Raw genomic sequence first — 24,376 nt, forward strand, 5'->3', positions numbered from 1 at the left:
CTTTTTTGGTTATCCCATTACGCCACTAAGAAATTTATTCTAATAGGGGCGTTTTTCGCTTCGCGCAAACGAGAAGTTCATGGACAATTTATCCACGTAATGTAAAGTTTTATGAACGGTGCGCGGTGGTTGTCCGCGAGCCCTGGCGGTCGCCCGCGCCTTAGTCCAGCTTGCCCTGGTACAGGTCGAGCACCTTGCGGGCGAGCAGGCTCGTGTACTTCGCGTTCACGAGCGTCACCTGCGCCTTCTCGAGGTTGTTCTTCTGGGTGAGGTAGTCGGTGTAGGTGAGGGCGCCAGCGTTCCGCTGTTCCTCGGCCACCAGGAGCGCTTCGTTCTCGGCTTCCACCTGGAGTATTGCCGCCTTCCACTGCATGTCGGCGCTCACCGCGTTCAGGTAGAGCTTCTCGATGTTGTTCTCGAGGTTCTTGGCGGTCTCCTGCATGCTGAGGCCGGCCTCGCTCTCGCTTACCTGCGCGAGAAGCACCTTGTTGTTCGTGGAACCGCCGTCGTATATGGGGATGTTTATGCCGAGCGATACGGAGTTCTGCCAGCCGTACTTGAGCTGGTCGCCGTATGCGCCCGACTCCCAAGCCTGGAGGCCCGTGCTGGAGTTCGCGCCGAGCGTCACCGTGATGGAACTGCCCTTGCCCGCGACCTCGGTGTTCTTCTTTGCCGCGCGGACCGAGACGCTGTCGGACTTGAGGCCCGGGTGCTGCTCCCTGACCGCCTTCTTGAGGTCGGCGAGCGCGGGTAGCGGTTCGAGAGAATCGGGGGAGGCGATTGCAGATTCCGGTGCGGAAATATCGAACTCGGCGTCGTCGCTTAGTTCCAGCAGCTGCCGGAGCGTTGTCTTCGCGGTACTTACCGCAAGTTGCGCCGAGAGTTGCGCCACCTGCTTCTGCAGCACGTTGGACTGGCTCTGCGTGAGGTCCTTCTTGGTGATGGAGCCCGCCTCGAAAAGCTTGCCGTAGTGCTCGAATTCCGCCTGCGAGAGTTCTACGGAGGCGTCTGCCGTGCGGAGGTTTTCCTGTGCGGCGAGCAGGCTCATGTAGGCGTTCAGCACGCCCTCCTGGATACTGCGTTCGGTCTGCTTTGTGGCGAGTGCGGCGGACTGCTTCTTGAGCTGGTTCACTTCGACGGTGGCGCCGCTCACCCCGCCGTCCCATAGCGTGTACGAGCCCGAAATGCCGAGGTTCAGGCGGTAGTGGTCCTCGTCGTGGACGAACGGGTGGTCATAGAGCGTGTTCTGTATGCTTGCCGAAACGGTGGGGCGGTTGCTGACGCTCGCCTGCTTGATGTTGATTTCGGCCTGCTGTTCGCGGAGTTTCGCGGATTCGAGCGAGAGGCTCTTTTCCTTGGCCTGCTTGAGGCACGCTTCGAGAGTCCAGGTGTCTGCCTGGGCGAGGGCTGCCGTCATGAGGGCCGCGAGAATTATAGCCTTTCTGTTGTTCATGCCTTTTAGATGCCCGACCTCGTGCGCAGGTTGCAGTTTTCTTGAGCGTATAAGATAACAAAAAAGGCCCGCGTGTACGGGCCTTCCTTGAGTGGACGGTACTGGATTTGAACCAGTGACCTCTGCCGTGTGAAAGCAGCGCTCTAAACCAACTGAGCTAACCTTTAAATTTGAACAAAAAGGCCAAAATGGTATCGGTAAAGACAGAAATGATGACAAAAAAGCCGCAATCCGTTTGTTGTAAACGGGCTGTTTGTCACCTTTTTTGTCACCTCGAGGTTCGCCATGTTGGAAACCATTCATTTGAGAAAAAAAGCCTTAAAAACAAAAGGAGTATACGCACTATACCTCGATTACCAAGTTGAGGGTAAAAGAGTTCGCAAATACACCAAACTTCACTGGATAAATGGGGATAAAACCCATAATAATGCGGTGATGGCTAAAATTGAACGGCTACGGCAAGAAATAGCCGATTCCCTGAGGGGTGGGATATTTGTCGATGATGAAACCACCCTCGTCCAATACGCTCGACTTTATAATAATGGTTTCGCAGAGGAGACCATAAGAAGTCGAGAAAAAACGGTCAAAACAATCATCGAGTTTTGCAAGGATGTTAAATTGCGTGATGTGAACCGTCAATGGATGCAACGCTATGTACAATTCTTAAAATTGCGTAAAAATTCGGCCAATACGATAAATTCCCGTTGCGCTTACATAAAGACCCTGATGCATCGGGCTTTTGCCGATGGTCTTATATCCCGCCCCATTGACTTTAGCGGTCTAATGCCCGCAGCTCAACGAGAAAATGGCTGTGCGCTGACCTTGGATGAGGTCAAAAAGCTCATCAGGACTCCACTATACCGAAGCGATGTTTCCTGTGCTTTCTTGTTCTCTTGCTTCACGGGGTTAAGGATTTGTGATGTTCGGCGGTTAAAGTTTGCCGATATACATGACGGAGTTCTTGAAGTCGTTATGCAAAAGACGAAAAAGCCCATAGTTATCCCCCTAACACCAAATGCTTTAAGGTTTCTCCCCCCTAAGAAAACAGGGGAATCCTTGGTCTTTCCTTCTTTGCCCAAACAATCGGGGCACCTAAACAGGATTCTGAAACGATGGGCGAAAGACGCTCTAATCAGAAAAAGGGTTACGTTCCATACGGCTCGTAGAACCTTTGCTACAATTACAATGGAATACTCGGCAAATATCTACACCGTTTCCCAGTTGCTGGGACATTCACGCCTCAACACGACCCTACTGTATGTGAATTGTGCGTTGGGAGAGAAAAAGAAAGCTGTAGAAAGTGTCCCCGTAATAGCGTAGAGGCTCGCTCGCTAGTTGGTAGCAAGTGTCACGTCCTCCATATACCTAATTAAGTGAATCTATCAATGCAAGGTGGACTCCCCTTATATAAGGGGGTTCTTACCCTTTGCGGCACGTTTTCAGGGCGTCTTAGAGTTTTTATTAGGTATAGATTTATGCCTTTGCTGTCTATAAAGGGCTTGTTGTTGATGCTGTTCGCCCTGATAAGCGTGTTTTGCATTTTTTTTATAGTTCAATGTCAGAGTAGCTTTTTAAAAATATATAATAGTAGTATAAGTCATTCGATTGGATTTTTTCGCAATTGGTTGATGTTATAAACATATAGTAGATGATGACAATACGATTCTAACACGGTTATTAACTCAGAACTTAACACAGCTATTAACACCAGTTCCTAACACCGTTCCTAACACCAGTTCTTAACACCAGTTCCTAACATCAGTTTTAACGCTTTCATAAAAATACCTTGCTCGGAATCCTAGGCCAAATCAGGTGTAGGTGCAGTTGCTCAAAGAACGTTCAAGGTCGTGATGCCAAGAGAGGTTTGTCTGGTGTCTGCTGATACAGTATAAAAACGAATTAAACTAAAAGATATGCAGATTTCATTAGCTTCTTAGTTGATGGATTCTGTTTGCCCGCTGTTGGCCTTCAAGGATGAAATCGGAGTACAGGATAGCCGCTTCGCAAGCCTTGATTAGTGGTGTAGCAACCAGCCGCATTGACGTTGACGTTCCCGATTACCCGACTCACTAGGTATCAGTTCCCACGTCAGAAATGCCCCTAACAAGGGCATTTCTGTCTCCGAAACCCTCTAAACCCCTCGCCTACGTAGGTAATCGATTCCCACAAAGAGATTAACAAGTGAAAAGAACTGATAAAAAAGGGATAAAAAAGGGGAAAAAAGGAAGGCATTGCCTTCCTTTTCATTTTTTACTCGGTTTTAACACCCATGATGAAGTTCGCAGCCTTTTCAGCTTTGCTTGCCGCATTTATGACTAGCTGAGCATTTCCCCTTATATGCTCAAGCCAGTTCTTGATGTATGCAGCGTTACTGTTATGTGTTGTTTTTGTGTCCAGCCCTAGTTGAGCAAGTGCGAATGACGCAACCATTTCCGCCACAAGTTCTTCCTTAGAATAAGAAGCACTTCCGAACGGCTCAGGAGCATCTGTGAATCGATTGAGCCTGTTTGGAGTTCCTGTGCTATGCCCTAGTTCGTGGAAAAGGGTTTCGTAATAGGAATTGCTAGACTTGAACATGTTGATGGGCGGTAATTGAACCATGTTTCTACTGGGTGAGAAAAAAGCAATGTCTTCCGCTTTATGGGTGATATTGATGTTTTCTCTTCCAATGTAATTTTGAACAATTCTTTCGGCATTTTCGTCTATCTTGTTTTCGGATTCTTTTTTAGGTTCCTTTTGCCAGCGGGGCTTCAAATCGGTGCAGCTGCTGATGTGGAAAACGCAATAAGCCTTGAAAATGAAAGTTATTTTTTCCTCCTTCGTAATAACGCCATCTTTCTCTATCTCAAACTCCTTGACAAGGGGTTTGCAGAAGTAGATTCTACTTGCTTTGGCGCCCTTACGGATGCGCCCTCCAGCCTTTTGAACTTCTAGGAAACTAGCGTACTCCCCAGGCTCAGTCAATAACATCCTGTTAAGCAGGCTATACTGTTTGCCAGTAGCATAGCTGAGAATCTGACCGTTGCAGACCCAAGGCTTACACCAAGGGACAATACCTTGTTCAAGCTGGTTTATGATTGCGTTGGTGACCTGTTCGTAAATGCTGTTCATGGTCTTACCCCTTTTTGTTTTTAGTTGTGGTTGTTTTGGTTGCGTATATGTTCACAAGCCCCATTTTATGAGCTGTTATAATTGCCTTAATCCGCTGTTGCTTTGTCATTGCCATGTTGCCGTCCTTTTTTTGTTGGAGTGTTGTTTGTGCTGTATCTCAGCGCCTCTACCAAAACCATATAGGGTGGTAGCCTCTTCTTGATATAGGGGGGGATGTCAGAGACCTCTTCTTTGACGTTTCGTAATATGGGGGGGGTATCGTGGTCGCCCCAAAAGGCCGCCAAAACAAGGCCAAGGAGGGCAAAATAAGGCGAGGCCAATGCAAAGCAAGGCAAGGACAAATAAAGCCTATGCAAAGCAAGGCAAGGGGGTGTTTTTTGGGGAGGCGCCCTTAAGGGGTGTATAGGGGAGTTGAACTAAAAAAGTATAAGCCCCAGGGGGGAATCCAAATTCCTATTGGGAGTGGGGACTTTATTGAGGGAGGGGGGGGGCAAAAACAGAATGTAAAGTTTGTCCTAAAAATTTGAAATTAACTAACTACTTGAACACTCGATTCCGAAAAAAATCTGATATAGGGGGGGGGCTGAAAAATTTTTTAGGGGGGGGGGGCGCCTGATTCGGCTATCTTCAGGGTTTCCGCCTATCTAGGTTGCCCCTGTGGAGCGAAATTGGCTCTATGCCCTTTAAAATTGCGAGGTGTGGCTAAAGTCAAGCTCTTCTTTGGGGCAAACTTTAATTAAGTTTTAACTGTTAAGAAAGCCAAAAACTTTTGGCTGTTTCAAGGATATACTTTATGGCTGACAACAAAAAAGAGTTGGAACGGAACGAACTCCACCGTGCGATTTGGGCGCTTGCCGATGAAATGCGTGGGGCGGTTGATGGCTGGGATTTCAAGCAGTATGTGCTTGGGATGCTCTTCTACCGTTACATCTCCGAGAATATAACCAACTACATCAATGCCACGGAAGCCAAGGGCTTTGACTATGCGAAGCTTTCCGACAAGGAAGCGAAGCAAGCCAAGGATGATTTGGTGAAAGAAAAGGGTTTCTTTATCTTGCCGAGTCAACTATTCTGCAATGTTTTGGACAAGGCGGACAAGGACGAGAACCTGAACGAAACCTTGGAAAGTGTCTTCAAGGGGATTGAAGCTTCTGCGAAGGGAACACCCTCTGAACCTGACCTTGACGGATTGTTTGATGACTTTGATGTGAACTCCACCAAGTTGGGCAAGACGGTTGCTGACAAGTGCAAGATGCTCCGTAAACTGATGCACGGCATAGCTGATATGAAGTTGGGCGATTACAAGGACAATACGATTGATGCCTTTGGTGATGCCTACGAATATTTGATGGCCATGTATGCGAGTAATGCGGGCAAGAGCGGTGGCGAGTTCTTCACTCCTCAAGAAGTATCTGAACTGTTGGTTCGCATTATCACCATCGGTAAGAAGTATTTGAACAAGGCTTATGACCCCGCTGTGGGTTCCGCTTCATTGCTGTTGAAGTTCCGTAAGGTGCTTGGTAAGGACGGTGTGCGTAAGGGTTTCTTCGGCCAAGAGAAGAACTTGACCACCTACAACCTTGCAAGAATCAATATGTTCCTGCATGATGTGAACTACAACAAGTTCAGCATTGCTCATGGAGATACCCTTACTGACCCGCAGCATTGGGACGATGAACCGTTTGACGGAATCGTGTCAAATCCTCCGTATTCAATCAAGTGGGACGGGGATGACAACCCGCTGTTAATCAATGACCCACGATTTGCCCCAGCTGGTGTTCTTGCTCCGAAATCCAAGGCGGACTTGGCTTTTGTGATGCACATTCTTTCGTGGCTTTCTACGGACGGAACGGCTGCAGTGGTGTGTTTCCCTGGCATTATGTATCGTGGTGGTTCGGAAAAGAAGATTAGGCAATACCTCGTAGATAACAACTATGTGGATGCCATCATTCAGATGCCTGACAATTTGTTCTTCGGCACGAGCATAGCCACTTGCATTATGGTCTTGAAGAAATCCAAGAAGGATAACAAGATTCTGTTTGTAGATGCAAGCAAGGAATGTGTCAAGGTTACGAACGCCAACAAGCTCTCGGACGAGAATATCGAGAATATCATCAATCGCTTGGTGGAACGCAAGAACAAGAAATACGAAGCGAAGCTGGTCTCCATTGACGAAGTTGCCGAACAGGACTTCAATCTTTCTGTTTCGACCTATGTGGAGCAGAAGGACACCCGTGAAAAGGTCGATATTGACCAGCTCAACAAAGACATCGAAGATATTGTCAAGCGGGAAAACGAATTGCGTAAGGCTATTGACAAAATCATCGCCGACTTGAGGAGGTAAAAATGGTAAAAAACTTCATCTACATTTTTACAAATCCGTCATTTTCCAAATATGTCAAGATTGGAAGTGCGACAGACCCACAAAAAAGGCTCAATGACGCCAATTCCTCCACTTGGACTCCTAAGGCGTTTCGTCTTTATGGGACTTATGAGACTGCAGGCGAAAATGCCGACAAAATACTGCATAAGCTCATTGAAAGACTTGACGATGAATTGCGTGTTTCCGATGTGGTAAAAGGGCACGAACGCAAAAGAGAGTTTTTTGAAATGTCGCCTGAAAAGGCCTGGGCTATTCTCGAAGACATTGCAACTATTAGTGGAACAGAAAAGCGTCTTTGGAAAAACGAAAAGTGGACTACTGATGAAATGATAGAGGATGCCTCATCAACATCTAACGATGACAAGACTGTTTCCAAAGCAAGTAAGCGGTTTGATTTTGAGAAATGCGGCATTCCTCTCGGAAGCACTCTTAAATTCAAATATGATGATACAATCCAGGTCAAAACCCTTGCTGATGGTAATGTTGAATATAAAGGAGAAAAGATTTCTCTTAGCAAGTTAAGCGAAAATCTAATGGTAGAACGAACTGGTAAAAGGTGGAAGGGGTATCAAGGCCCTGCTTATTTCACTTTTGATGGTAAGCTACTAAAGGATATTAAGGCTGACTATATGGCCGCACAGCGGCAAACAGCGAACGAGGCAGATGATGAGCAAAATTGATGAGATGATAAAGAAACTCTGCCCCAATGGTGTAGAAGTCAAGACTCTTGGAGAACTGGGTGATTTTTACGGTGGGCTTACAGGTAAATCGAAAGAAGATTTCAAAGATGGAAATGCAAAATTCATCACCTATATGAATGTGTATTCCAATCTTAAACTAAACTTAGATACTGATGAAAAGGTGAAAATTTCGGATGGAGAAAAGCAACACACAATAGAATACGGAGATGTTCTATTTACTGGTTCATCCGAAACGCCTGATGAATGTGGGATGTCTTCTGTTCTATGCGATAAAACAAATGAAAAGCTTTACCTTAACAGTTTCTCGTTTGGCTTCCGATTTTTTGATAAAGAGCTTTTTGAACCTGAATTTACAAAATACCTTTTCCGTTCGAATGAACTTCGCAAGCAACTTATAAAGACTGCTAGCGGTGTAACAAGATTTAATGTTTCAAAAGAACGAATGAAAAAGGTGCAAATTCCTATTCCTCCACTTGAAATTCAAAGAGAAATAGCGAATATATTAGATAAGTTTACAGAGCTTACAGCAGAGCTTACAGCAGAGCTTACAGCAGAGCTTACAGCACGTAAGAAGCAGTATGAGTATTACCGAGACCAGTTGCTGTCCTTCAATAATGTTAGGGGGGGGCTAACTTTTGCGAACCCCGAATCTGTAAGGTGGATGACCTTGGGCGAGATTGCTACAGACATATATCGTGGCTCTGGAATAACAAGAGAGCAAGTCACTACAAGCGGTATTCCTTGTGTGAGGTATGGAGAAATCTATACATCTTATGGAATACATTTTGACAAATGTATCTCCCATACGAATCTTGCTAATATCGCAAGTCCAAAATACTTTGAACATGGGGATATTCTGTTTGCCATTACGGGCGAAAGCATTGAAGACATTGCAAAATCGACAGCCTATGTCGGGAACGAGAAATGTCTAGCGGGTGGCGATATTGTTGTATTGAAGCACAAGCAGAATCCAAAATACCTTTCCTATGCTTTGTCCACTACTGACGCAATCAAACAGAAGGGCAAAGGTAAGGTAAAAAGCAAAGTTGTGCATTCAAGTGTTCCAGCAATTTCTGAATTGAAAATCCCCGTTCCGCCTATTGAAATCCAAAACCGCATTGTCAAGGTGCTAGACAACTTTGATTCCATTTGTTCTGACCTTCAAATTGGCTTGCCAGCGGAGATTGATGCCCGAAAAAAGCAATACGAATACTACCGTGATTTGTTGTTGAGTTTCGAGCCGATTGGCACGGTTCTTGCTAAGCAAGCAAGCAAGCAAGCAAGCAAGCAAGCAATAATTAGTCTCTATCAGTATATTTATGGTTATGTAGAAGTTATGCTAGGTGAAGTGGCAACAATAAGTCGTGGCGGAAATTTTCAGAAGAAGGACTTTGCCGAAAGCGGAGTCCCCTGCATCCATTATGGGCAGATTTATACACGCTACGGACTGTATGCCGACAAGACCATATCCAGCATTAGCAACGAAGTCGCTCAGAAACAGAAGTTCGCACAGCCAAACGACATCGTAATGGCTGTAACGAGTGAAAATGTGGAAGATGTCTGTAAGTGTGTTGCCTGGGTAGGCAATGAACCTATAGCGGTAAGTGGACACTCTGCCATCATCCATCATAATCAAAACGCAAAGTTCTTGACCTATTACTTCCATACATCAATGTTCTTTGAACAAAAACGAAAGCTCGCCCATGGAACAAAGGTGATAGAAGTGACTCCAGACAAGTTGAGTGACATCAAAATCCCGCTCCCATCCCTTGCCGAACAAGAGCGGATTGTGGCTGTCCTAGACAAGTTTGACGCATTGGTGAACGATTTGAGCGAAGGTCTGCCAGCCGAAATAGAAGCCCGCAAAAGGCAATACGAATATTACCGAGACAAACTGCTATCTTTTAAGAAGATAGCGTAGTTAAAGGGAAAAGGTTTATGATTTACTCTACGATAGCCGAAAGCAACGAAGCGACCGTGGTTGCGGAATACACCCCGACCAAGTCCAAGTCTTCTGCGTACCAGAGCGAAGCCGACTTGGAGAAAGAGTTTATCCGCTTGCTTTCTAATCAGGGCTACGAGTACATCCAAATCCATTCCCAAGACGATTTAATCGCCAATCTTCGCACACAGATAGAAAAGCTGAATGCCTTTAAGTTCTCTGATAATGAATGGGAACGGTTCTTCAATGAGTTCCTTGCCAACAAAAACGATGGTATTGTAGAAAAGACTCGGACAATCCAAGAAGACTATGTCAAGACCCTTATAACGGACAAAAAGAAGTCCAAGAACATAAAGCTGATTGACAAGGACAACATCCACAATAACTCCCTCCAAGTTCTCAATCAGTATGAAGAGGAAGAGGGTTCACACAAGACGAGATACGATGTCACCATTCTTGTCAATGGCTTGCCGTTAGTTCATGTGGAGCTGAAAAGGCGTGGTGTCGCCATCCGTGAAGCCTTCAACCAAATCAACCGCTATCAAAGGGATAGCTTTTGGGCGGGGTGCGGACTGTTCCAGTATGTCCAAATCTTTGTTATCAGCAACGGGACGCATACCAAGTATTATTCCAATACCACCCGTAATGCCCATATCAAGGAACTGGGCTCTAGCAAGAGCGGCAAACTCAAAACGAGCAACAGCTTCGAATTTACGAGTTTTTGGGCGGATGCCAACAACAAGAACATCTTTGACTTGGTTGACTTTACCAAGACCTTCTTTGCCAAGCACACCATACTGAACATCCTTACCAAGTATTGCGTGTTCACATCGGAAGAACTGCTCTTGGTGATGCGCCCATACCAAATCACTGCTACCGAGAAAATCTTAAACCGCATCGTCATTGCCAATAACTACAAGAAGATGGGCACTGTGGGTGCGGGCGGTTATATTTGGCACACAACGGGTTCGGGTAAAACGCTGACCTCGTTCAAAACCGCTGTATTGGCGAGTAAGCTGGATTATGTGGACAAGGTGCTATTCGTGGTTGACCGCCAAGACCTTGACTACCAAACGATGAAGGAATATGACCGCTTCGAGAAGGGGGCGGCAAACGGCAACAAGTCCACAAAGATTCTTCAAGACCAGCTGGAAAATAAGACCGCAAAGGGCGCCTTCAAGGACTACCGCATTATCGTCACCACTATCCAAAAGCTCGGCTGTTTCATTACCAAGAACAAGACCCACGAAATTTACAACAAGCACATCGTTTTTGTGTTTGACGAGTGTCACCGCAGCCACTTTGGGGAACTGCACCAAAAGATAACCAAGGCTTTCAAGAACTACCACTTGTTCGGCTTTACGGGGACTCCCATATTCCCGCAGAACGCAGGGAGCAGCAAGAATCCGCTGCTGAAGACTACCGAGCAAGCCTTTGGCGATAGATTGCACCATTACACGATAGTCAACGCCATCAAGGATGGAAATGTCCTTCCGTTCCGCATTGATTACATCAATACCGTCAAGAAAAAGAACGGTGTGGCGGACAAGAAAGTTTCTGCCATTGATACTGAAGAAGCCCTTGGCGACCCGAAGAGAATCGCAGAGGTGGTCAAGTATGTGTTGGAACACTTTGACCAAAAGACCAAGCGGAATGCCTACTATCAGTTGGCGGACAAACGGCTTGCGGGCTTCAATTCCATCTTTGCCACATCGTCTATTCCGATGGCAAAGAAGTATTACTACGAGTTCAAGAAGCAAATTGAGGAAAAGCCGTTCCCCCTGAAGATTGCGACCATATTCAGCTTTGCTCAGAACGAAGAGGAAAATGGCGGTATTCTGACCGAAGAAGACTTTGAAACAGGCGCCTTGGATGCAACATCCCGTGACTTCTTGGACAAGGCGATAGCCGATTACAACAAGATGTTCAAAACCAACTTTGATACATCGGGCGACAAGTTCTTGAACTACTACAAGGATATTTCGCTCCGCATGAAGAAGCGGGAGATTGACTTGCTGATAGTGGTCAATATGTTCCTCACTGGTTTTGACGCAACCACCCTGAATACCTTATGGGTGGACAAGAACCTTAAACAACACGGACTGTTGCAAGCCTATTCACGCACCAACCGTATTCTTAATTCGGTCAAAACCTTCGGCAATATCGTCTGTTTCCGCTCTTTACAGCAAGAGACGGATGATGCCATCGCCTTATTTGGCGACAAGGATGCGGGTGGAATCGTTATTCTTCGCACATTTGAAGAATACTACAACGGTTTCAAGGATGAAAAGGGCAAGAAACAACCAGGCTACCAGCAGCTCTTGGATGAATTGCAGACCCTTTATCCATTGGGCGAGGAAATCATAGGCGAGAAGAAAAAGAAGGACTTTGTAGCCCTGTTTGGTGCGATTCTACGGCTTCGTAACATCTTGACATCCTTTGACCAGTTCAAGGACGATGAAATCGCTGAAAGGGATTTACAGGACTATCAGTCCATGTATATTGACATCCACGATGAACTGAAAGGTCATAGGGATGGAACAAAGGAATCCATCAAGGATGATGTAGAGTTTGAACTGGAACTTATCAAGCAAGTTGACATCACCATTGATTACATTCTCGCCTTGGTTGCCCAATACCACGATGGTCATTGCAAAGACAAGACCATTCTCACGAAGATTACCAAGGCGGTCAACAGTAGCTTGGAACTCCGAAGCAAGAAGGACTTGATTGAAGCCTTTGTCGCACGGGTCAATACCAAGACCGATGTGGATAAGGATTGGAAAAAGTTTGTTTCGGAAGAACGGGAAAAGGACTTGGTAGAAATCATTTCCGAAGAACGGCTCAAGGAACCCGAAACAAGGGCTTTTGTCGCCAATGCTTTCCACGATGGCGAATTGGACGAGAACGGCACGGAAATAGCCAACATACTCCCTCCGATGTCTCGGTTTGGCGGTGGCAACCGCTCTGAAAAGAAAGCCTCGGTCATTGAAAAGTTGCAGCACTTCTTTGAAAAGTATTTCGGTTTGGGCGATTTTGAAGAAACCGAAACGGTCGATTCTGACAATGTAGATAGGGCAAGGAACATTTACAAGTTGCCGCAAGCAGAGAACCCAACCAAATACGGTATGGTTGCCGAAAAGCCTGTTCCTTATTCTTCCAAGAAAGATAAGTAAGAGTTCATAAAAAGATTCACCCTATAAACTAAAAGTGAAATATGGGTGGAGCGATTATGGACTTTGAAAGTATAACGATTGAGTATGAGTTGGACGTTTGCATGCGCATGCTTCGTCTTCAAAAGATGTTAGAGCAAAATGGGGTAGTAAGCGTCTTGGATACAAAGAAAGCTCTTATAACGGTTTACGTTGAAGAGAAGGACAAGGAAATAGACAACCCGTCTTTTTATATCCTTTATGGCTATAATGATATTGGGCTTCCATTCCTTGATATTAAGGCGCTCAATCTAGTTCAAATGTGGGAGGCGTTGCATCTTCTATGGCGAGAATCAACGCTTGATTTTAAAGCGAAGATGATTAAACACATCATTGATGATGTCCGAATAGAGACTGTTACTTAATCGCTCATACACAAAAAAGGGGGTGGGTCTTTTCGACCCATCCCTTTTAGAGATTACCCTATATCAGGTTTAAAGTTTTCAGATAGCCCTCGGTGATTGATATGCCGCTGTGGTTTAGTAATTGTTTCAGGATATATATGTCCCCTTTATGGGAGTTTTCGAAGTCACCACGATACTGTGATACTGCAAAAAAATGTCTGAAATCGTGGCATGAGTATTTGTTTGCGATTGAACCCGCTTTGAACAGTTTTCCTAGCCAGTACGAAACCTGCGTCTTGATTTGGGGCGCCGTCATCCCATAGAAAGGCTTCTTTTTCCCTTGAAAGACCGTAAGGAACTTTGCTAGGGGAAGGAGTGTTTCTTTTTCATCGAAATGGCCGTTGTATGGTTTTCCCTTAGAAAAGGCGGTAAAGGAACTGTTATAGTCGATGGTCAATGTAGGCAAGGCGCCTACACGAATGCCTCTATATGCCATTATTGCTATAGCAGCCCTCAATGGCTTTGGGATTTCCTTAGAGGAGAGGATTGTTGCGACTTCTTCCTTGGAGGGAACAGACAGTTCTCTTTGAGCCTTCAATCTCGGGGTTGCCCGAGTTCCTCGAAAAGGATTCCCAAATTCGTTGTTGCTGATGCGCTGAACGAATGCGTAGAAAGCACTCAAACAGCTTGAATCCCTACGAATGGAGGCAGACGCTCTTGCTGGGGCCGATGTGTTAAGGGAATCCTTTATCAAGGGCTTAGTCAGAAAGTCGCTTTGAATCAGTTTGTCAGCGTCCAGCGTGCTTACTTCCGCAAAGGACTTGCCTTGGAAGGACAGATACATTTCGAGGCGCCTTAAAGCCAGGGAGTATGCTTCTTTGGTATGGCTGGATTTCGTATTGTTCAGAAACGTGGCCTTAATGTCTTCGTAATTGAACTTTGCGATTTTGGCCTTGTATTGTAGGCTTCGTTTGTATTCGTCAGCGGCGGCAATCTTAAGGATTTGGTTTCTAGCTTCCTCGGACAGATTGTCAAAGGACGGCATGCTGTTAAGAATCTCGATGGCCTTGGCCTCGGTGATGGAGGGGAGGTTCGGAATAATGGGCTGGATTGCCTGGGAGAACGAGTTCATAGTTTTGCCCCTTTTTCGTGTATGTCAGAAGAGAATGTTATGACAGGTTTCGTTTTTACTAAATATACATTTGAGCAGATGTCAAAAGGTGACATTTTGGGGCCGACCTAAAATGGAGGTCGGGGGGCGCCTACATGAATGTGAACTGACCGTGTAAAAACTTTTTAAGATGACAACAGCGGTTGCAAAACCTATCTATGTAAACGGCTGATTTGTCACCATTTTTGTCACCACTGATTTCGATGGCCCGTTTGAACTGGTTCAAAACCGCTTTTTTGAAACAAAAACGCCCTTCGAATGAAGGGCGCTGTTTGAGTGGACGGTACTGGATTTGAACCAGTGACCTCTGCCGTGTGAAAGCAGCGCTCTAAACCAACTGAGCTAACCGTCCGAGGTGGGTGCAAATATATAAAAGTTTGTTTCGGGTGTCAAGGGATACGTGGTTAATAGTCATTAGTTGTTAGTCATTAGTAGAAGCAAGGCCCTGATGGCGCAGATCTAATAACTATTGACCAATGACCAGTGACCAACTACAGGTACTTGTCCTCGGCGGCGCGGAGGATGGTCAGGAACTCTGCCGGGGTCTTGGCGGCGATGAGGTCCTTGCGCACGTTGCCGTCGGCCAGGAGGCGGCTCACGGAAGAGAGCGCCTTGAGGTGCGGGCCCACGGTGTTGCCCGGGCTCACGATGAGGATAAGCAGGTAGACCGGCTCCCCGTCGAACGACTGGAAGTCGAGCCCCTTCTCGATAGTGGCGGCCACCATGCACATGCGGTCCACGTAGTCGATCTTTGCGTGGGGGACGGCAAGCCCGCAACCGATACCGGTGGAACGGCTTTGCTCGCGGTTCCATACGGCTTCGAAAATCTCGTCCCGGTGCTCGAGCTTGTACGCGTTGCACAGGGTGTCAACCAGTTCGTTCAGGACAGCTTCCTTGGTCGTACTCGCGGAGTTGATCAAGATGCAGTTGTCGACGAATCTTTCAGAAAGTCGCATGTTTCTATTCCTCTATTCTATTCCACCAACATTTTAGCAAAATAAGGCCGGGTTTTGTATAGATGTATAGTTAAAATAAGATTTTGACTGCAAAAAGTGCGTTTTTTTAAGAAAAACTACAATTTTGCGAAGGAATTCAGCACGTCGGCGGGGGTGGTGAGGTCGGGGAGCTCGCGGAGGGCGCGGGCCATTTTCAGCACGTCCACCTGGCCGGGGGCCTGCGCCTGCCCGATAGACCCGTAGGTGAGGTTCGCCCCTTCCTTGAGCGACCACACGCGGCTTGCCATGCCCGTTTCGCCCATCCCGAAGGCGGCGAACAGCTCGAAGTTCTGCGAGTGGATGCGCGCGAACTTGTACAGGCGCTCGCAGTCGGTTTCGCCGTTGCTCATGGCCGCAATCTTGAGGCCGTCGGCCTTCACGCGCATGCAGTCGCGGGCGAAGTCGTCCAGTTCCTGCTGGCTCGGGATGCGCAAAAAATTGTGCTGCGATATGAGAACCTTTGTCTTGCGCAGGTCGGCGAGATTCTTGAGGTTCTTGAAGTCGTACAGGCAGTCCTGCTCCAGGTCGAGCCACTCCGGCACGTCGCCCTCGGCGAGAATCTTCGACCAGAGCGGGATGCGCGAGTACGCGTCACGGTCGGGGAACCTGCCGCCGTCCCGTTCCAGGCGGATGGTGCCTACCTGCATGGCGTGCGGGGCGATTTTCCTCACTCGCTTCGAAAGCGCGGGCCATTCCTTTTCGGGGAAGAAATCGTAGCGGATTTCGAGCGCGTTGCATGCCCCGATGTCGATGGACACGGGGTGTGTCGCGTCCGCCTCTATTGCGGAGAGGACTTCGGGGCCGACAAGGCCGACCAGGAATTTTTCGTTGCTCGCGGGCATGCGTTAAATATAGGAATTTTGCTTGCTGCAAAAAATGGGGGCGACCCCCGCGACCATTCTCGTCATCCCCGCGCTGAAAGCGTCATCCCCGCGAAGGCGGGGATCTTTGTAGCCCTCTTCTCGTCATCCTCGCGTAGGCGGGCGGACAGCACTTAGCACTTTAGTGCTTAGTGCGCGTGGCCACCACGGTGGGGATCTTTTTGTGTAAACAAAATTTTCACGCCCCGTTTGGCTCATTTTCGCTGCGAAACCGTTTTATAGTATAGATAGGGGAGTCTCTATCCGCCATCGCGGGGGCGTTCCCGCTATAAACGGAATAAAATGACAAGAGAGGAATTCGCAATCTTTCTCAAGAAACTCAAGACCGCAAACGACAACGGTCAGGACATTGACGCCATCGTCAAGGAACATGAGCATCGGAACGTCTATTTCTACAACGACGGGTGCATTAAGAAGATTCTCGCGAGCGAGAAGAACCTGGCGCTCACTACCGACCTCATCAACGCGGCGCTGAATCTCGTGGGTTCGGACCGCATCGAAAATCCGCAGCTCGTGAACCCGTACGTTCCCGGCGAACTGGGATGCCGCAGCGTCGAGCCCGACATGCTCCTGATCAACGACCGCGGCAACGGCGTGCCCCGCGACCGCATCTCCATCGATGTCCAGCACGAGAACAACGATTCGCTGTACAGCGATCGCCTGGTCCTCTACGTGGCGCGCCTTACGGGCAGCATGGAAAAGCCTGGCGACTTCACCCCGCTCGAAAACCTGCACGTGGTGAGCTTCCAGTTCTTTGACGCCTTCAAGGGCTCGCCGAACTACCTCCACACGGTGCAGTTGCGCAATCAGGAACAGCGCGTTTATTTCGAACGGCAGACCGTGACACTCGTCGAGGTGAACAAGTTCCTGAAGCACACAGAACAGTTCGCTGGCGACCGCAGCCGCATCGCCCAGTGGCTTCGTGCCATCGACACCCTCAATCGCGAGACTGATTTCAGCGAATTCGCGAGTGACCCCGTGTTCCGGGTATTGCAAAACGAGGTGAAATTGTGTAATTTTAGTGCAAGGTATATGCTCAGTAACATGATGAAGGACATCGACAAGTCGTACTGGGAGTACGGCGCAGCCCGGAAAGCGAAGAAGGAAATCGCAAAGAAAATGCTTGCGAAGAATAAGCCTATTGATGAAATTGCTGATCTTACGGACCTCCCCCAGTCAACCGTCCTTGAACTCAAGAAGGAAATCGATTCGCCGGATACATGACCCGCGACTCTTCTCGTCATCCCCGCGTAGGCGAGGATCTTTGTTTTCTCCCTCGTCACCCTCGCGTAGGCGAGGGTCTTTTTTCGTAAAGAAATTTTTTTAGCCTCTTTTGGCTCATTTTGGCCGCGAAATCGTTTTATAGTATAGATAGGGGAGTCCCTGTCCGCCATCGCGGGGGCGTTCCCGCAGAAAAGGAATGTAAAATGGATCGGAATGATTTTCCACAAGAAAATGTTGCGTTCTTCGTGAAATATAATTATATTGTAATTATATCCAGGAGTTCTATATGCAGATAGAATTCATCTGGGATGAAAGGAAAAATGCCGCAAACCAAAGGAAACATGACATTTCTTTTGAAGAAGCCAAGACATGTTTTGAAGATGAACATGCCAGGGTGTTTTTTGACGCAGAACATTCGGCACAAGAAGATCGGTCTATTCTTATTGGTTTGTCGGCAAACTTAAGAACGCTAGTTGTTGTTTTTACTGAGCGCAGTGGCATTGATGCTGAACATATCGTCCATCGTATAATTAGCGCCCGCAAAGCTACGAAGAAGGAATTTCAATACTATTGGAACGAACGGAAAGGAGACGAATTATGAAAAAGGAATACGACTTCACGAAGATGAAGGCTGTGAAGAACCCCTATGCGAAAATTCTCAAGAAGCAGATTACGATTAGACTTAACTCGTCTGCAATCGATTACTTCAAGAATATGGCAAAGGAATTGGGAATCCCGTACCAGGTTCTGATAGACTCATACTTGACGGATTGTGCTATTTCGAAGCGTCGGTTGAACCTGAAGTGGCAATAAAGTTGTCATCCCCGCGAAGGCGGGGATCTCCCTCCAAATGACAAAATCGCGATAGCAGGGCTTTTTGCCCAAAAACCCTATTTCTGCAATTTTTGTCAAAATTCTTGACTAATTTAACATCTAATATCATATTAGTCGAGAAAACTTGGGCCGGGCAGGCTGTCGGATGGCCGAAAAGCAGTCACGAGCCACGGATTCTCGATTTTACACTGCGGAAACAAGGGACTCCCGGGACGTTTATATTCAGCCCTTTACATACCGTTGCTTGCTGCTCTTTGGTTTTTCGGGGAGGGTCAGCTTCAGCGCGCCGCTTTCCAACAGCGGCTGGACAATGTGGCTCATGGTATAGAACTGTGACATTCCTGTAAAGCCCTGCAACTCTGCCCGGCTTCTTGGTACGGAACAGAAGGCCAGAATGTCGGCGGGCTTGCCGGAATATTCGGGCTGGTTCACCGAGTTATATAGTGTTGCGTAGAATTCTCCGTGACGAACGGAAAACTCGGCTGGAGGCAATCCCGCCTCTTGCATTTCCTTTTGTATGGTCGGGATGCCTGAGTAGCGGTTCTCGGTAATTTTTAGAATCTCGAGGATGTTTGCTAATACTGCGTTCCTTGTGTCCGGCCTGATTTTGCCAAGATTGCTTAGCGTGGTTTTCCCGTACAATCCTCCGCTGTTTATGACTTGTAGCCGGTTGTCGTACATTTCAATTCGAACGGGGGTGTTTTCGGAATAGACGCTATAATCGCGATGAACCAGCGCGTTCAGGACAACCTCGCGTACTGCGATAGACGGATATTCTTCTTTGTCTGTGCGTTTCCCGTTTTTGTCAATGACCGTCTTGTGACGGCTGTTCTTTTGGACGAACGAAATTGCATCTTCTAGCATTTGCGGGATGGTCCCGGTCAGCCTGGCGTTGTCGATAAACCTTTCGCCGGTCGCACCGAGGTCGCCCATTTCGTTGCCGGGAACCCGCACTGCGGTGATGCAGAGCTGGGGCAAAAAACCTTGCGGGTATTTTGAAAACGAAAGAATTCCTGCTACCGTGGGTGCACCGGAATGAATTACTCCCATTAGTTCCAAGATTTCTTCGCTGCTGACATTTTCGGAAAGATTCTTGCGCTCCCTCTTGCATAGCCGAACATAGTTTTCGACATCGGCCTTGTTTAGGGTGTCAAGAGGCGCTTCGGTAATGGCTCGGGCATCGTCGCGGATGTGTCTGCGAAACGCCTCGTAGCTGTACACTTCGTATTCGCTCATTGGCTCATCCGAATCGCCGACACGGACAAAGGAGCCTTTTGTCCGTCCCATGCCTTTGTAGAAGACAGGCCGGTGGAAAACCTCTACGCCAGGGATTTCTGCAGATACGATCTTTTTTTGGCCGATTGAACAAATTGTAAAAAGGGGGCGCACGCATGGCTCCATCTCTTTACTTTGTTCGTTAATCTTCTTTTGAATGTCTTGGGCGTCGTAGACGCCAACGATTTTGTAATCCTGCTTTTCGTCAATGCCGAAGATGATTGTGCCTCCTTCGTCTTGATTCGAAAAAGACGACAGTGTGTCGTATAAACGCTTGGGGCAACCCTCGTGAGCAGCTTTCAGCTCGATGTGCTGGGACTCGCACTTGTTTGACAGAATTTGCTTGACAAGGCTTTTTAGGTCTTTTTCTTGCATATAATGTTTCGCCGGTTGTTGGTATTCTTGTGGTAATATATAAAGTTTGCCAACAAAAGGCAATAGTTTGCCAAGTTGTTGTTTGATTTTGCCAACTGTTTCGCGAAATTAACCAACTATTTGGCTAAATTTGCCAACTATTTGGTAAAATTTGCCAACCATCATTGTCATCCCCGCGAAGGCGGGGATCTCCCTTCTAAATGACAAAACCGTGACAAAAGGGGTGTGATATATTCCACATTGGAATAAAAAAATTCGGCGGAAGTCCCCTTTTTTGCGAAAAAAATCTATAATTGTAAGCATCCGAAGCACCCCTAAAACGGCGATTTTGGTCGAAAAAAGCAATTTTTGCGTCTGCTCCAGGTTGTTATGACACAAAAATGACAAAAGTTTGACAAAACTATTGCTTTTCCGAAAAAAATTGTGTATATTAGGGAAGTAAACGAGTCGAACGCTCAATTCCGGGCCAGGACTCAAACAAGTGTGTCACAAACAACAAGGAGTACACTATGAAGAAACAAGGTTTTACCCTCATTGAATTGATGGTCGTGATCGTGATCATGGGCATCCTCGCCGCCGTCGCAGTTCCCAAGCTGTTCGGCATGATCGCCAAGTCCAAGGCCTCTGAAATCGGCCCGGCCGCTGGAGAATACGTGAAGTTGCAGAACGCATACATTGCTGAAACTGGCGATCAGCTTGGCAACTGGTTCCTCATTGGTTATAAGGGCCCTGGTGACGTGACTACGCAAGGTTCTAAGACGACTGCAGAAGTCAGTGCGTCTACCAACTTCGTTTATACTGGTGACTTCGCTGGTTCCGTGGCTCTTTCTACAGGTGGTGTCGGTTGGAAGGCTGCAAACAAGGCCAAGTTGAATGATTGTACGGGTAATGGTACAACATACAACTGGCAGATTTCGGTGGCAGAAGGAAGCGCTGCGGGCGAAGCTACTTATACACCCTCTGTTCCTGGTGGTGCTGACTGCGAAGTTCTTACTCCGAGTTTCGCGTCTATCAAGTAAGGATACTTAAACAAATAAAGAAGATCCAGCTATGTTGCTGGATCTTTTTTGTATGAATCGAAAAACACCCGCCAGGGGTTCATTTTTGTCCGTCCAAAGGCATTTGTAAAGCCATTGTCCATACAAAAAAAAGAGACCTACGCCTTCGTAGGCCTCTCTTAATTATTTAACTGGCGATCGTTAGTTTGCGGCAATTGTTGCTGCGCCAGTTGCGTCGAGCTTCCCGAAGCTAGGAGTCAAGACATTGCAATCGGCAGTAGAAACTCTTGCCGTGTATGCTGCACCATTGCCATTCTCAATCTTTGCAATTTTCAGACCCCAAGAGTCTGTAGTCTTGCAATCGTTCAGGCCGGCCTTGGGCGTTGCTTTCCAAACAGCCTTGGCGGAACCCAAGGCTTCGGTGCCATTCGAAGGCGCGTTTTGCTCTTCATAGGTGAAGACATTGTTTGTGGTTTCCATCTTGTAACCGATGTACTGCCAAGAACCCCAAGTCGTGCCTGTTTCAGAAATAAACGCATCCTGCAACTTCACGTAGTATACGGGGAAATTGCCGAGTTACGGCTAATTTTTAAACTTTTTTGTTCATTTCTTTGACCGTTAGGCTCTTTCTGTAAAGCAGGCTTTTAACTATCTAAGCCTGTTTAAAGGTCTTGATTTTTTGCAAGATCATTATGGGGCTGAGCACTTGCTTTCTTTTGACGATGCCGTAGATGATTTGACCGCTGTTTGCCAGAGGAATGGAGGCCAAATACAATGATTTTGTATCATGGTTCAAATTGCGAGATTGAAAAAATTGATTTCACTATGTGCAAGCCGTATAAAGATTTCGGTCAATCCTTTTATTTGACGACGCTTTTAACGCAAGCTCGCGAAATGGCTCGTAAAGTCGCCGATCGATTTGGCGGCGGCCCCATCGTGAACGCGTTTGAGTTCGACGATTCGAACTTGTTGACACTGAAAGTCAAAAAGTTTGAACAGCCGAACCGTGAACGGGCTGAAGTCTCGAAAACTGAACAATCAATACGCTTTCAGATCTGAGAAAGCAATCGCCTTTTTGCAAAAGAGGCCGAGCGTATGACCGCGAAGCAGGAATTCCTTGTAGAAGGGATCGTCAGTGATATGGCCAAATGGCTTATGGAAGATCGCAATCTTTCTTTGCAGGTCGCCCTTGGCCTCATCTATAATTCGAGAACCTTCGAGCAACTACAAAATCCAGCAACGGGACTCTGTACAGAAAGTTCCGCCTACAATTACGACTTGTTGGATTCTGAATTGAAGAAGGGAAAAATTGTTCAGACGGAAATCTAGAGCATTATGTAAGTTTCCGTAAAAAACGCTTGCTGATTTACGATTTAGCAAATCGAATGTAAGTAAACACATTTTGTGTGGACTCCGACAAATACAACACATACTACGTGAAGTTGCAGGACGCTTTCGTTGTTGAGGCAAATGCCGTAGGCTCTTGGCAGAAGATTGGCTACACAATGCAGAATTCCAATAACTTCAATTATGCAGGAGCTTTCGCAGGTGCCCTCAATGGTTCTACGATGTTGGCAAGTATTTCTGCCGCAACTGAAGGATGGTCTGCTACGGCAACGGCCGCCAAAATGAACGATTGTCAGAACGGCGTCTGGAAGGTTTTGTTCAATAAGTCTTCTGATGCTACAAATCCTGTTACGTATTCCGCAACAGCTAATAGCGCTGCTTGCCAGATGTTGTCGACTAGTTTAGAGCAGCTCACTCGTGGCAATTACAGTGTTGCCACCGGTGGTTAATGCTAATACCAATAGGTTAAAATATAGGCATCCCTTTCGGGATGCCTTTTCTTATACGCTCAAAACAGAGCAACCTTTAAACCTGGCAATCTAATGATCAATGAAATGAGCGAATATTCGCGTTCCTATGCGTGTACTGGTTGCCTATGAGGTCATATTGTGTGCATCTATACTGGATGTGCTTTTTGTGTATTGCACATATGAAAACCGTGAAAGTTGTGTTCGACTTTCGGGGTTCACATCATTATAGGAACTTATTTTTGAACGAGGGACTGTAAGTGCGATACTAAAAAATGTCCCACCGGCTTAACTGGTGGTTTTCGACTCGTGCATAAAAAAGAAAAGAGACCCTCCTATAAGGGGGTCTCTCTTCAGTTTTACGCGAACTTCTTACGGAGCGGAAGCAACACCAGTAGCATCGAGCTTTCCAAAGCCCGGAACGAGCACATCGCAATCTCCACCGGGACCGCCAGTGACATTAGCGGTGTATGCTGCACCATTGTTACCTGTACCGCCCTTAGCGATTTTAAGCTGCCAATATCCAGAAGCAGAAAGACAGTTGTTCAGATTTGCGTTCGGAACAGCTTTCCATACCGCTACTGCAGTTCCCAATTCAGCAGTGTTGTTGGTGTATCCATTACCCTTGGGGTCGGAGTACGTGAACACATTGTTCGTTGTATTCATCTGATAACCAATCATCGACCAGGAACCAAAATACTTGCTGGATTCGCTAACATATGCGTCCTGCAACTTCACGTATTCTCCTGCTTTGTTGGAACAAAATAATTCTAACTTTGTCCGCCGCTTTTTAAAGAACAAAATAACAATCAAACAAAGGATTACAATATGCTTTTTTGCGATGTCGCTATGCAATATCTGGAGAAGGAAAAATACAATCTAGCGCCGCTTTCGGTGCGGACATACTACTGGAATATCAAGAAGATAGAGGATTTTAGGCCGGAATTGAATTGCGAAGACTTGACTCCTGCGTTGGTTCAAGAATACAAGTTTCATTTGCAAAAATTGGGGAATAAGCCTGCAACGATAAACAAGGCACTTTCCGTATTTCGGATTTTTACTAACAAGATGGTTGCGGATGGCCTGATTGCAACAAACCCGTTTGACAAGGTGAAGATCGGTCGTGTTTATACGCGTCGGGGGTTCCTGACTATGCGCGAACTCAAGTCGCTCTACTTGAATTTCAATGACAAAAGGCAGTTCCTGACAGAGACTGAACAGGATGTAGTTCGAGTATTCCTTTTCAGTTGCTTTACCGGGCTCCGCTACAGCGACTTGAAGTCTCTTGATGCGGGAGAGATTTTTGACAGGAAAATCCGCAAGCAGATGCACAAGACCGGGGATCCGGTTTATGTGCCTATTCCTCTGCAGGCGAGGTTACTTTTGCCGGAAAATATGCCGTCGGGTAAGGTGTTTCGCGTTGTAGAAAACTCGCACTTCAACCGAACGCTTCGCAGGGCGTCGAAAAAGCTGGGGTATCTCAAGCATATCCATTGTCACCTTGCCCGCCACACCTTTGCAACGACTTGCATTTCGCTTGGAATCCCGTTGCCTGCGACAAGCAAATTGCTTGGTCACAGGAATCTGGAAACGACGCTAATTTATGCGAAATATGTCGATACGTTCCTTGACAAAGAAATGAAAAAGTTCAACAAACTGTGAT

22 protein-coding genes, 2 tRNA genes and 1 pseudogene are annotated in these 24,376 nt (G+C 46.9%); 15 read left to right on the forward strand and 10 right to left on the reverse strand.

Annotation, left to right across the window (positions count from 1 at the left end):
* Positions 1-160: 160 nt before the first annotated feature.
* Positions 161-1,453, reverse strand: a complete 1,293-nt coding sequence (locus BUB22_RS12485) for a TolC family protein (protein WP_073115523.1) — start codon at positions 1,451-1,453, stop codon at positions 161-163.
* Positions 1,454-1,545: 92 nt separating this feature from the next.
* A tRNA-Val gene (locus BUB22_RS12490) sits at positions 1,546-1,616 on the reverse strand.
* Between the two features lie 122 nt (positions 1,617-1,738).
* On the opposite strand from BUB22_RS12490, the gene BUB22_RS12495 reads away from it, so the two are divergent.
* On the forward strand, positions 1,739-2,773 hold the full coding sequence (locus BUB22_RS12495) for a site-specific integrase (RefSeq protein WP_073115527.1): 1,035 nt from the start codon (positions 1,739-1,741) through the stop codon (positions 2,771-2,773).
* A 930-nt stretch (positions 2,774-3,703) separates the two neighbouring features.
* Here the strand turns inward: BUB22_RS12495 and BUB22_RS12500 are convergent.
* Entirely contained in the window at positions 3,704-4,564 is an 861-nt protein-coding gene (locus BUB22_RS12500) for an ArdC family protein (RefSeq protein WP_073115530.1), read from the reverse strand.
* Positions 4,565-5,357: 793 nt separating this feature from the next.
* Between BUB22_RS12500 and BUB22_RS12505 the strand changes: the two genes are divergently transcribed.
* The 5 genes from BUB22_RS12505 to BUB22_RS12525 are packed head-to-tail and all read left to right on the forward strand — an operon-like array spanning position 5,358 to position 13,167.
* On the forward strand, positions 5,358-6,908 hold the full coding sequence (locus tag BUB22_RS12505; RefSeq protein ID WP_073115533.1) for a type I restriction-modification system subunit M: 1,551 nt from the start codon (positions 5,358-5,360) through the stop codon (positions 6,906-6,908).
* Positions 6,909-6,910: 2 nt separating this feature from the next.
* Positions 6,911-7,627: a GIY-YIG nuclease family protein gene (locus BUB22_RS12510; RefSeq protein WP_073115537.1), complete on the forward strand. Its 717-nt coding sequence runs from the start codon at positions 6,911-6,913 to the stop codon at positions 7,625-7,627.
* Positions 7,614-9,569 carry a restriction endonuclease subunit S gene (locus tag BUB22_RS12515; RefSeq protein ID WP_083535533.1) on the forward strand — a complete coding sequence of 652 codons (1,956 nt, stop codon included), beginning with the start codon at positions 7,614-7,616 and terminating at the stop codon, positions 9,567-9,569. The genes BUB22_RS12510 and BUB22_RS12515 overlap by 14 nt, the downstream gene beginning before the upstream one ends.
* A 17-nt stretch (positions 9,570-9,586) precedes the next feature.
* Complete coding sequence (locus BUB22_RS12520) at positions 9,587-12,766, forward strand: type I restriction endonuclease subunit R (RefSeq protein WP_073115543.1); 3,180 nt, start codon at positions 9,587-9,589, stop codon at positions 12,764-12,766.
* A gap of 56 nt (positions 12,767-12,822) precedes the next feature.
* Positions 12,823-13,167, forward strand: coding sequence for a hypothetical protein (locus tag BUB22_RS12525; RefSeq protein WP_139258989.1), 345 nt, complete (start codon positions 12,823-12,825; stop codon positions 13,165-13,167).
* A 58-nt stretch (positions 13,168-13,225) separates the two neighbouring features.
* On the opposite strand, the gene BUB22_RS12530 is transcribed toward BUB22_RS12525, so the two are convergent.
* The 4 genes from BUB22_RS12530 to BUB22_RS12545 form a co-directional block, all read right to left on the reverse strand.
* Positions 13,226-14,278, reverse strand: coding sequence for a tyrosine-type recombinase/integrase (locus BUB22_RS12530; protein ID WP_073115551.1), 1,053 nt, complete (start codon positions 14,276-14,278; stop codon positions 13,226-13,228).
* Positions 14,279-14,594: 316 nt separating this feature from the next.
* Positions 14,595-14,669 (reverse strand) — tRNA-Val (locus tag BUB22_RS12535).
* Between the two features lie 139 nt (positions 14,670-14,808).
* The gene (locus BUB22_RS12540; protein WP_072809413.1) at positions 14,809-15,273 is read right to left on the reverse strand and encodes a PTS sugar transporter subunit IIA; all 465 of its coding nucleotides are present in this window, start codon (positions 15,271-15,273) and stop codon (positions 14,809-14,811) included.
* Positions 15,274-15,389: 116 nt separating this feature from the next.
* A complete protein-coding gene (locus tag BUB22_RS12545) occupies positions 15,390-16,154 on the reverse strand; it encodes a type I 3-dehydroquinate dehydratase (RefSeq protein ID WP_073115554.1) in 765 nt (254 codons plus the stop codon).
* A 321-nt stretch (positions 16,155-16,475) separates the two neighbouring features.
* Here BUB22_RS12545 and BUB22_RS12550 point away from each other — a divergent pair, with 321 nt between their 5' ends.
* The 3 genes from BUB22_RS12550 to BUB22_RS12560 all read left to right on the forward strand — a co-directional run bounded on the left by BUB22_RS12550 (position 16,476) and on the right by BUB22_RS12560 (position 18,230).
* Complete coding sequence (locus BUB22_RS12550; RefSeq protein ID WP_073115557.1) at positions 16,476-17,417, forward strand: PD-(D/E)XK nuclease family transposase; 942 nt, start codon at positions 16,476-16,478, stop codon at positions 17,415-17,417.
* A 286-nt stretch (positions 17,418-17,703) separates the two neighbouring features.
* Positions 17,704-18,018, forward strand: coding sequence for a BrnT family toxin (locus BUB22_RS12555; RefSeq protein WP_073115560.1), 315 nt, complete (start codon positions 17,704-17,706; stop codon positions 18,016-18,018).
* Positions 18,015-18,230, forward strand: coding sequence for a CopG family antitoxin (locus BUB22_RS12560; RefSeq protein ID WP_073115563.1), 216 nt, complete (start codon positions 18,015-18,017; stop codon positions 18,228-18,230). Before BUB22_RS12555 ends, BUB22_RS12560 begins: the two co-directional genes overlap by 4 nt.
* 243 nt (positions 18,231-18,473) lie before the next feature.
* On the opposite strand, the gene BUB22_RS12565 is transcribed toward BUB22_RS12560, so the two are convergent.
* Positions 18,474-19,901, reverse strand: a complete 1,428-nt coding sequence (locus tag BUB22_RS12565; protein ID WP_073115628.1) for an ATP-binding protein — start codon at positions 19,899-19,901, stop codon at positions 18,474-18,476.
* Between the two features lie 509 nt (positions 19,902-20,410).
* Here BUB22_RS12565 and BUB22_RS12575 point away from each other — a divergent pair.
* Positions 20,411-20,920 (forward strand): type IV pilin protein, encoded by a 510-nt coding sequence (locus BUB22_RS12575; protein ID WP_073115569.1) that lies wholly within the window; start codon positions 20,411-20,413, stop codon positions 20,918-20,920.
* 180 nt (positions 20,921-21,100) lie between these two features.
* Here BUB22_RS12575 and BUB22_RS12580 read toward each other — a convergent pair whose 3' ends face one another.
* Complete coding sequence (locus BUB22_RS12580; protein WP_073115572.1) at positions 21,101-21,451, reverse strand: hypothetical protein; 351 nt, start codon at positions 21,449-21,451, stop codon at positions 21,101-21,103.
* A gap of 85 nt (positions 21,452-21,536) precedes the next feature.
* On the opposite strand from BUB22_RS12580, the pseudogene BUB22_RS17375 reads away from it, so the two are divergent.
* From BUB22_RS17375 to BUB22_RS12600, 4 genes and pseudogenes are all read left to right on the forward strand, one after another.
* Positions 21,537-21,677: pseudogene (locus BUB22_RS17375) on the forward strand (DUF3791 domain-containing protein); the annotation flags it as partial.
* The gene (locus BUB22_RS12590) at positions 21,674-21,958 is read left to right on the forward strand and encodes a DUF3990 domain-containing protein (RefSeq protein WP_073115575.1); all 285 of its coding nucleotides are present in this window, start codon (positions 21,674-21,676) and stop codon (positions 21,956-21,958) included. The pseudogene BUB22_RS17375 and the gene BUB22_RS12590, both read left to right, overlap by 4 nt.
* 36 nt (positions 21,959-21,994) lie before the next feature.
* Positions 21,995-22,228 (forward strand): hypothetical protein, encoded by a 234-nt coding sequence (locus BUB22_RS12595; protein ID WP_073115578.1) that lies wholly within the window; start codon positions 21,995-21,997, stop codon positions 22,226-22,228.
* A gap of 77 nt (positions 22,229-22,305) precedes the next feature.
* Positions 22,306-22,695 (forward strand): hypothetical protein, encoded by a 390-nt coding sequence (locus BUB22_RS12600; RefSeq protein ID WP_175547295.1) that lies wholly within the window; start codon positions 22,306-22,308, stop codon positions 22,693-22,695.
* A 390-nt stretch (positions 22,696-23,085) separates the two neighbouring features.
* Here the strand turns inward: BUB22_RS12600 and BUB22_RS12605 are convergent, their stop codons facing one another.
* Positions 23,086-23,526, reverse strand: a complete 441-nt coding sequence (locus tag BUB22_RS12605; protein WP_073115584.1) for a hypothetical protein — start codon at positions 23,524-23,526, stop codon at positions 23,086-23,088.
* Positions 23,527-23,541: 15 nt separating this feature from the next.
* On the opposite strand from BUB22_RS12605, the gene BUB22_RS12610 reads away from it, so the two are divergent.
* On the forward strand, positions 23,542-24,375 hold the full coding sequence (locus tag BUB22_RS12610) for a tyrosine-type recombinase/integrase (protein ID WP_073115587.1): 834 nt from the start codon (positions 23,542-23,544) through the stop codon (positions 24,373-24,375).
* The last annotated feature ends 1 nt before the right edge of the window (position 24,376 follow it).

It is taken from the genome of Fibrobacter sp. UWCM, from assembly GCF_900129735.1.
GTDB lineage: Bacteria > Fibrobacterota > Fibrobacteria > Fibrobacterales > Fibrobacteraceae > Fibrobacter.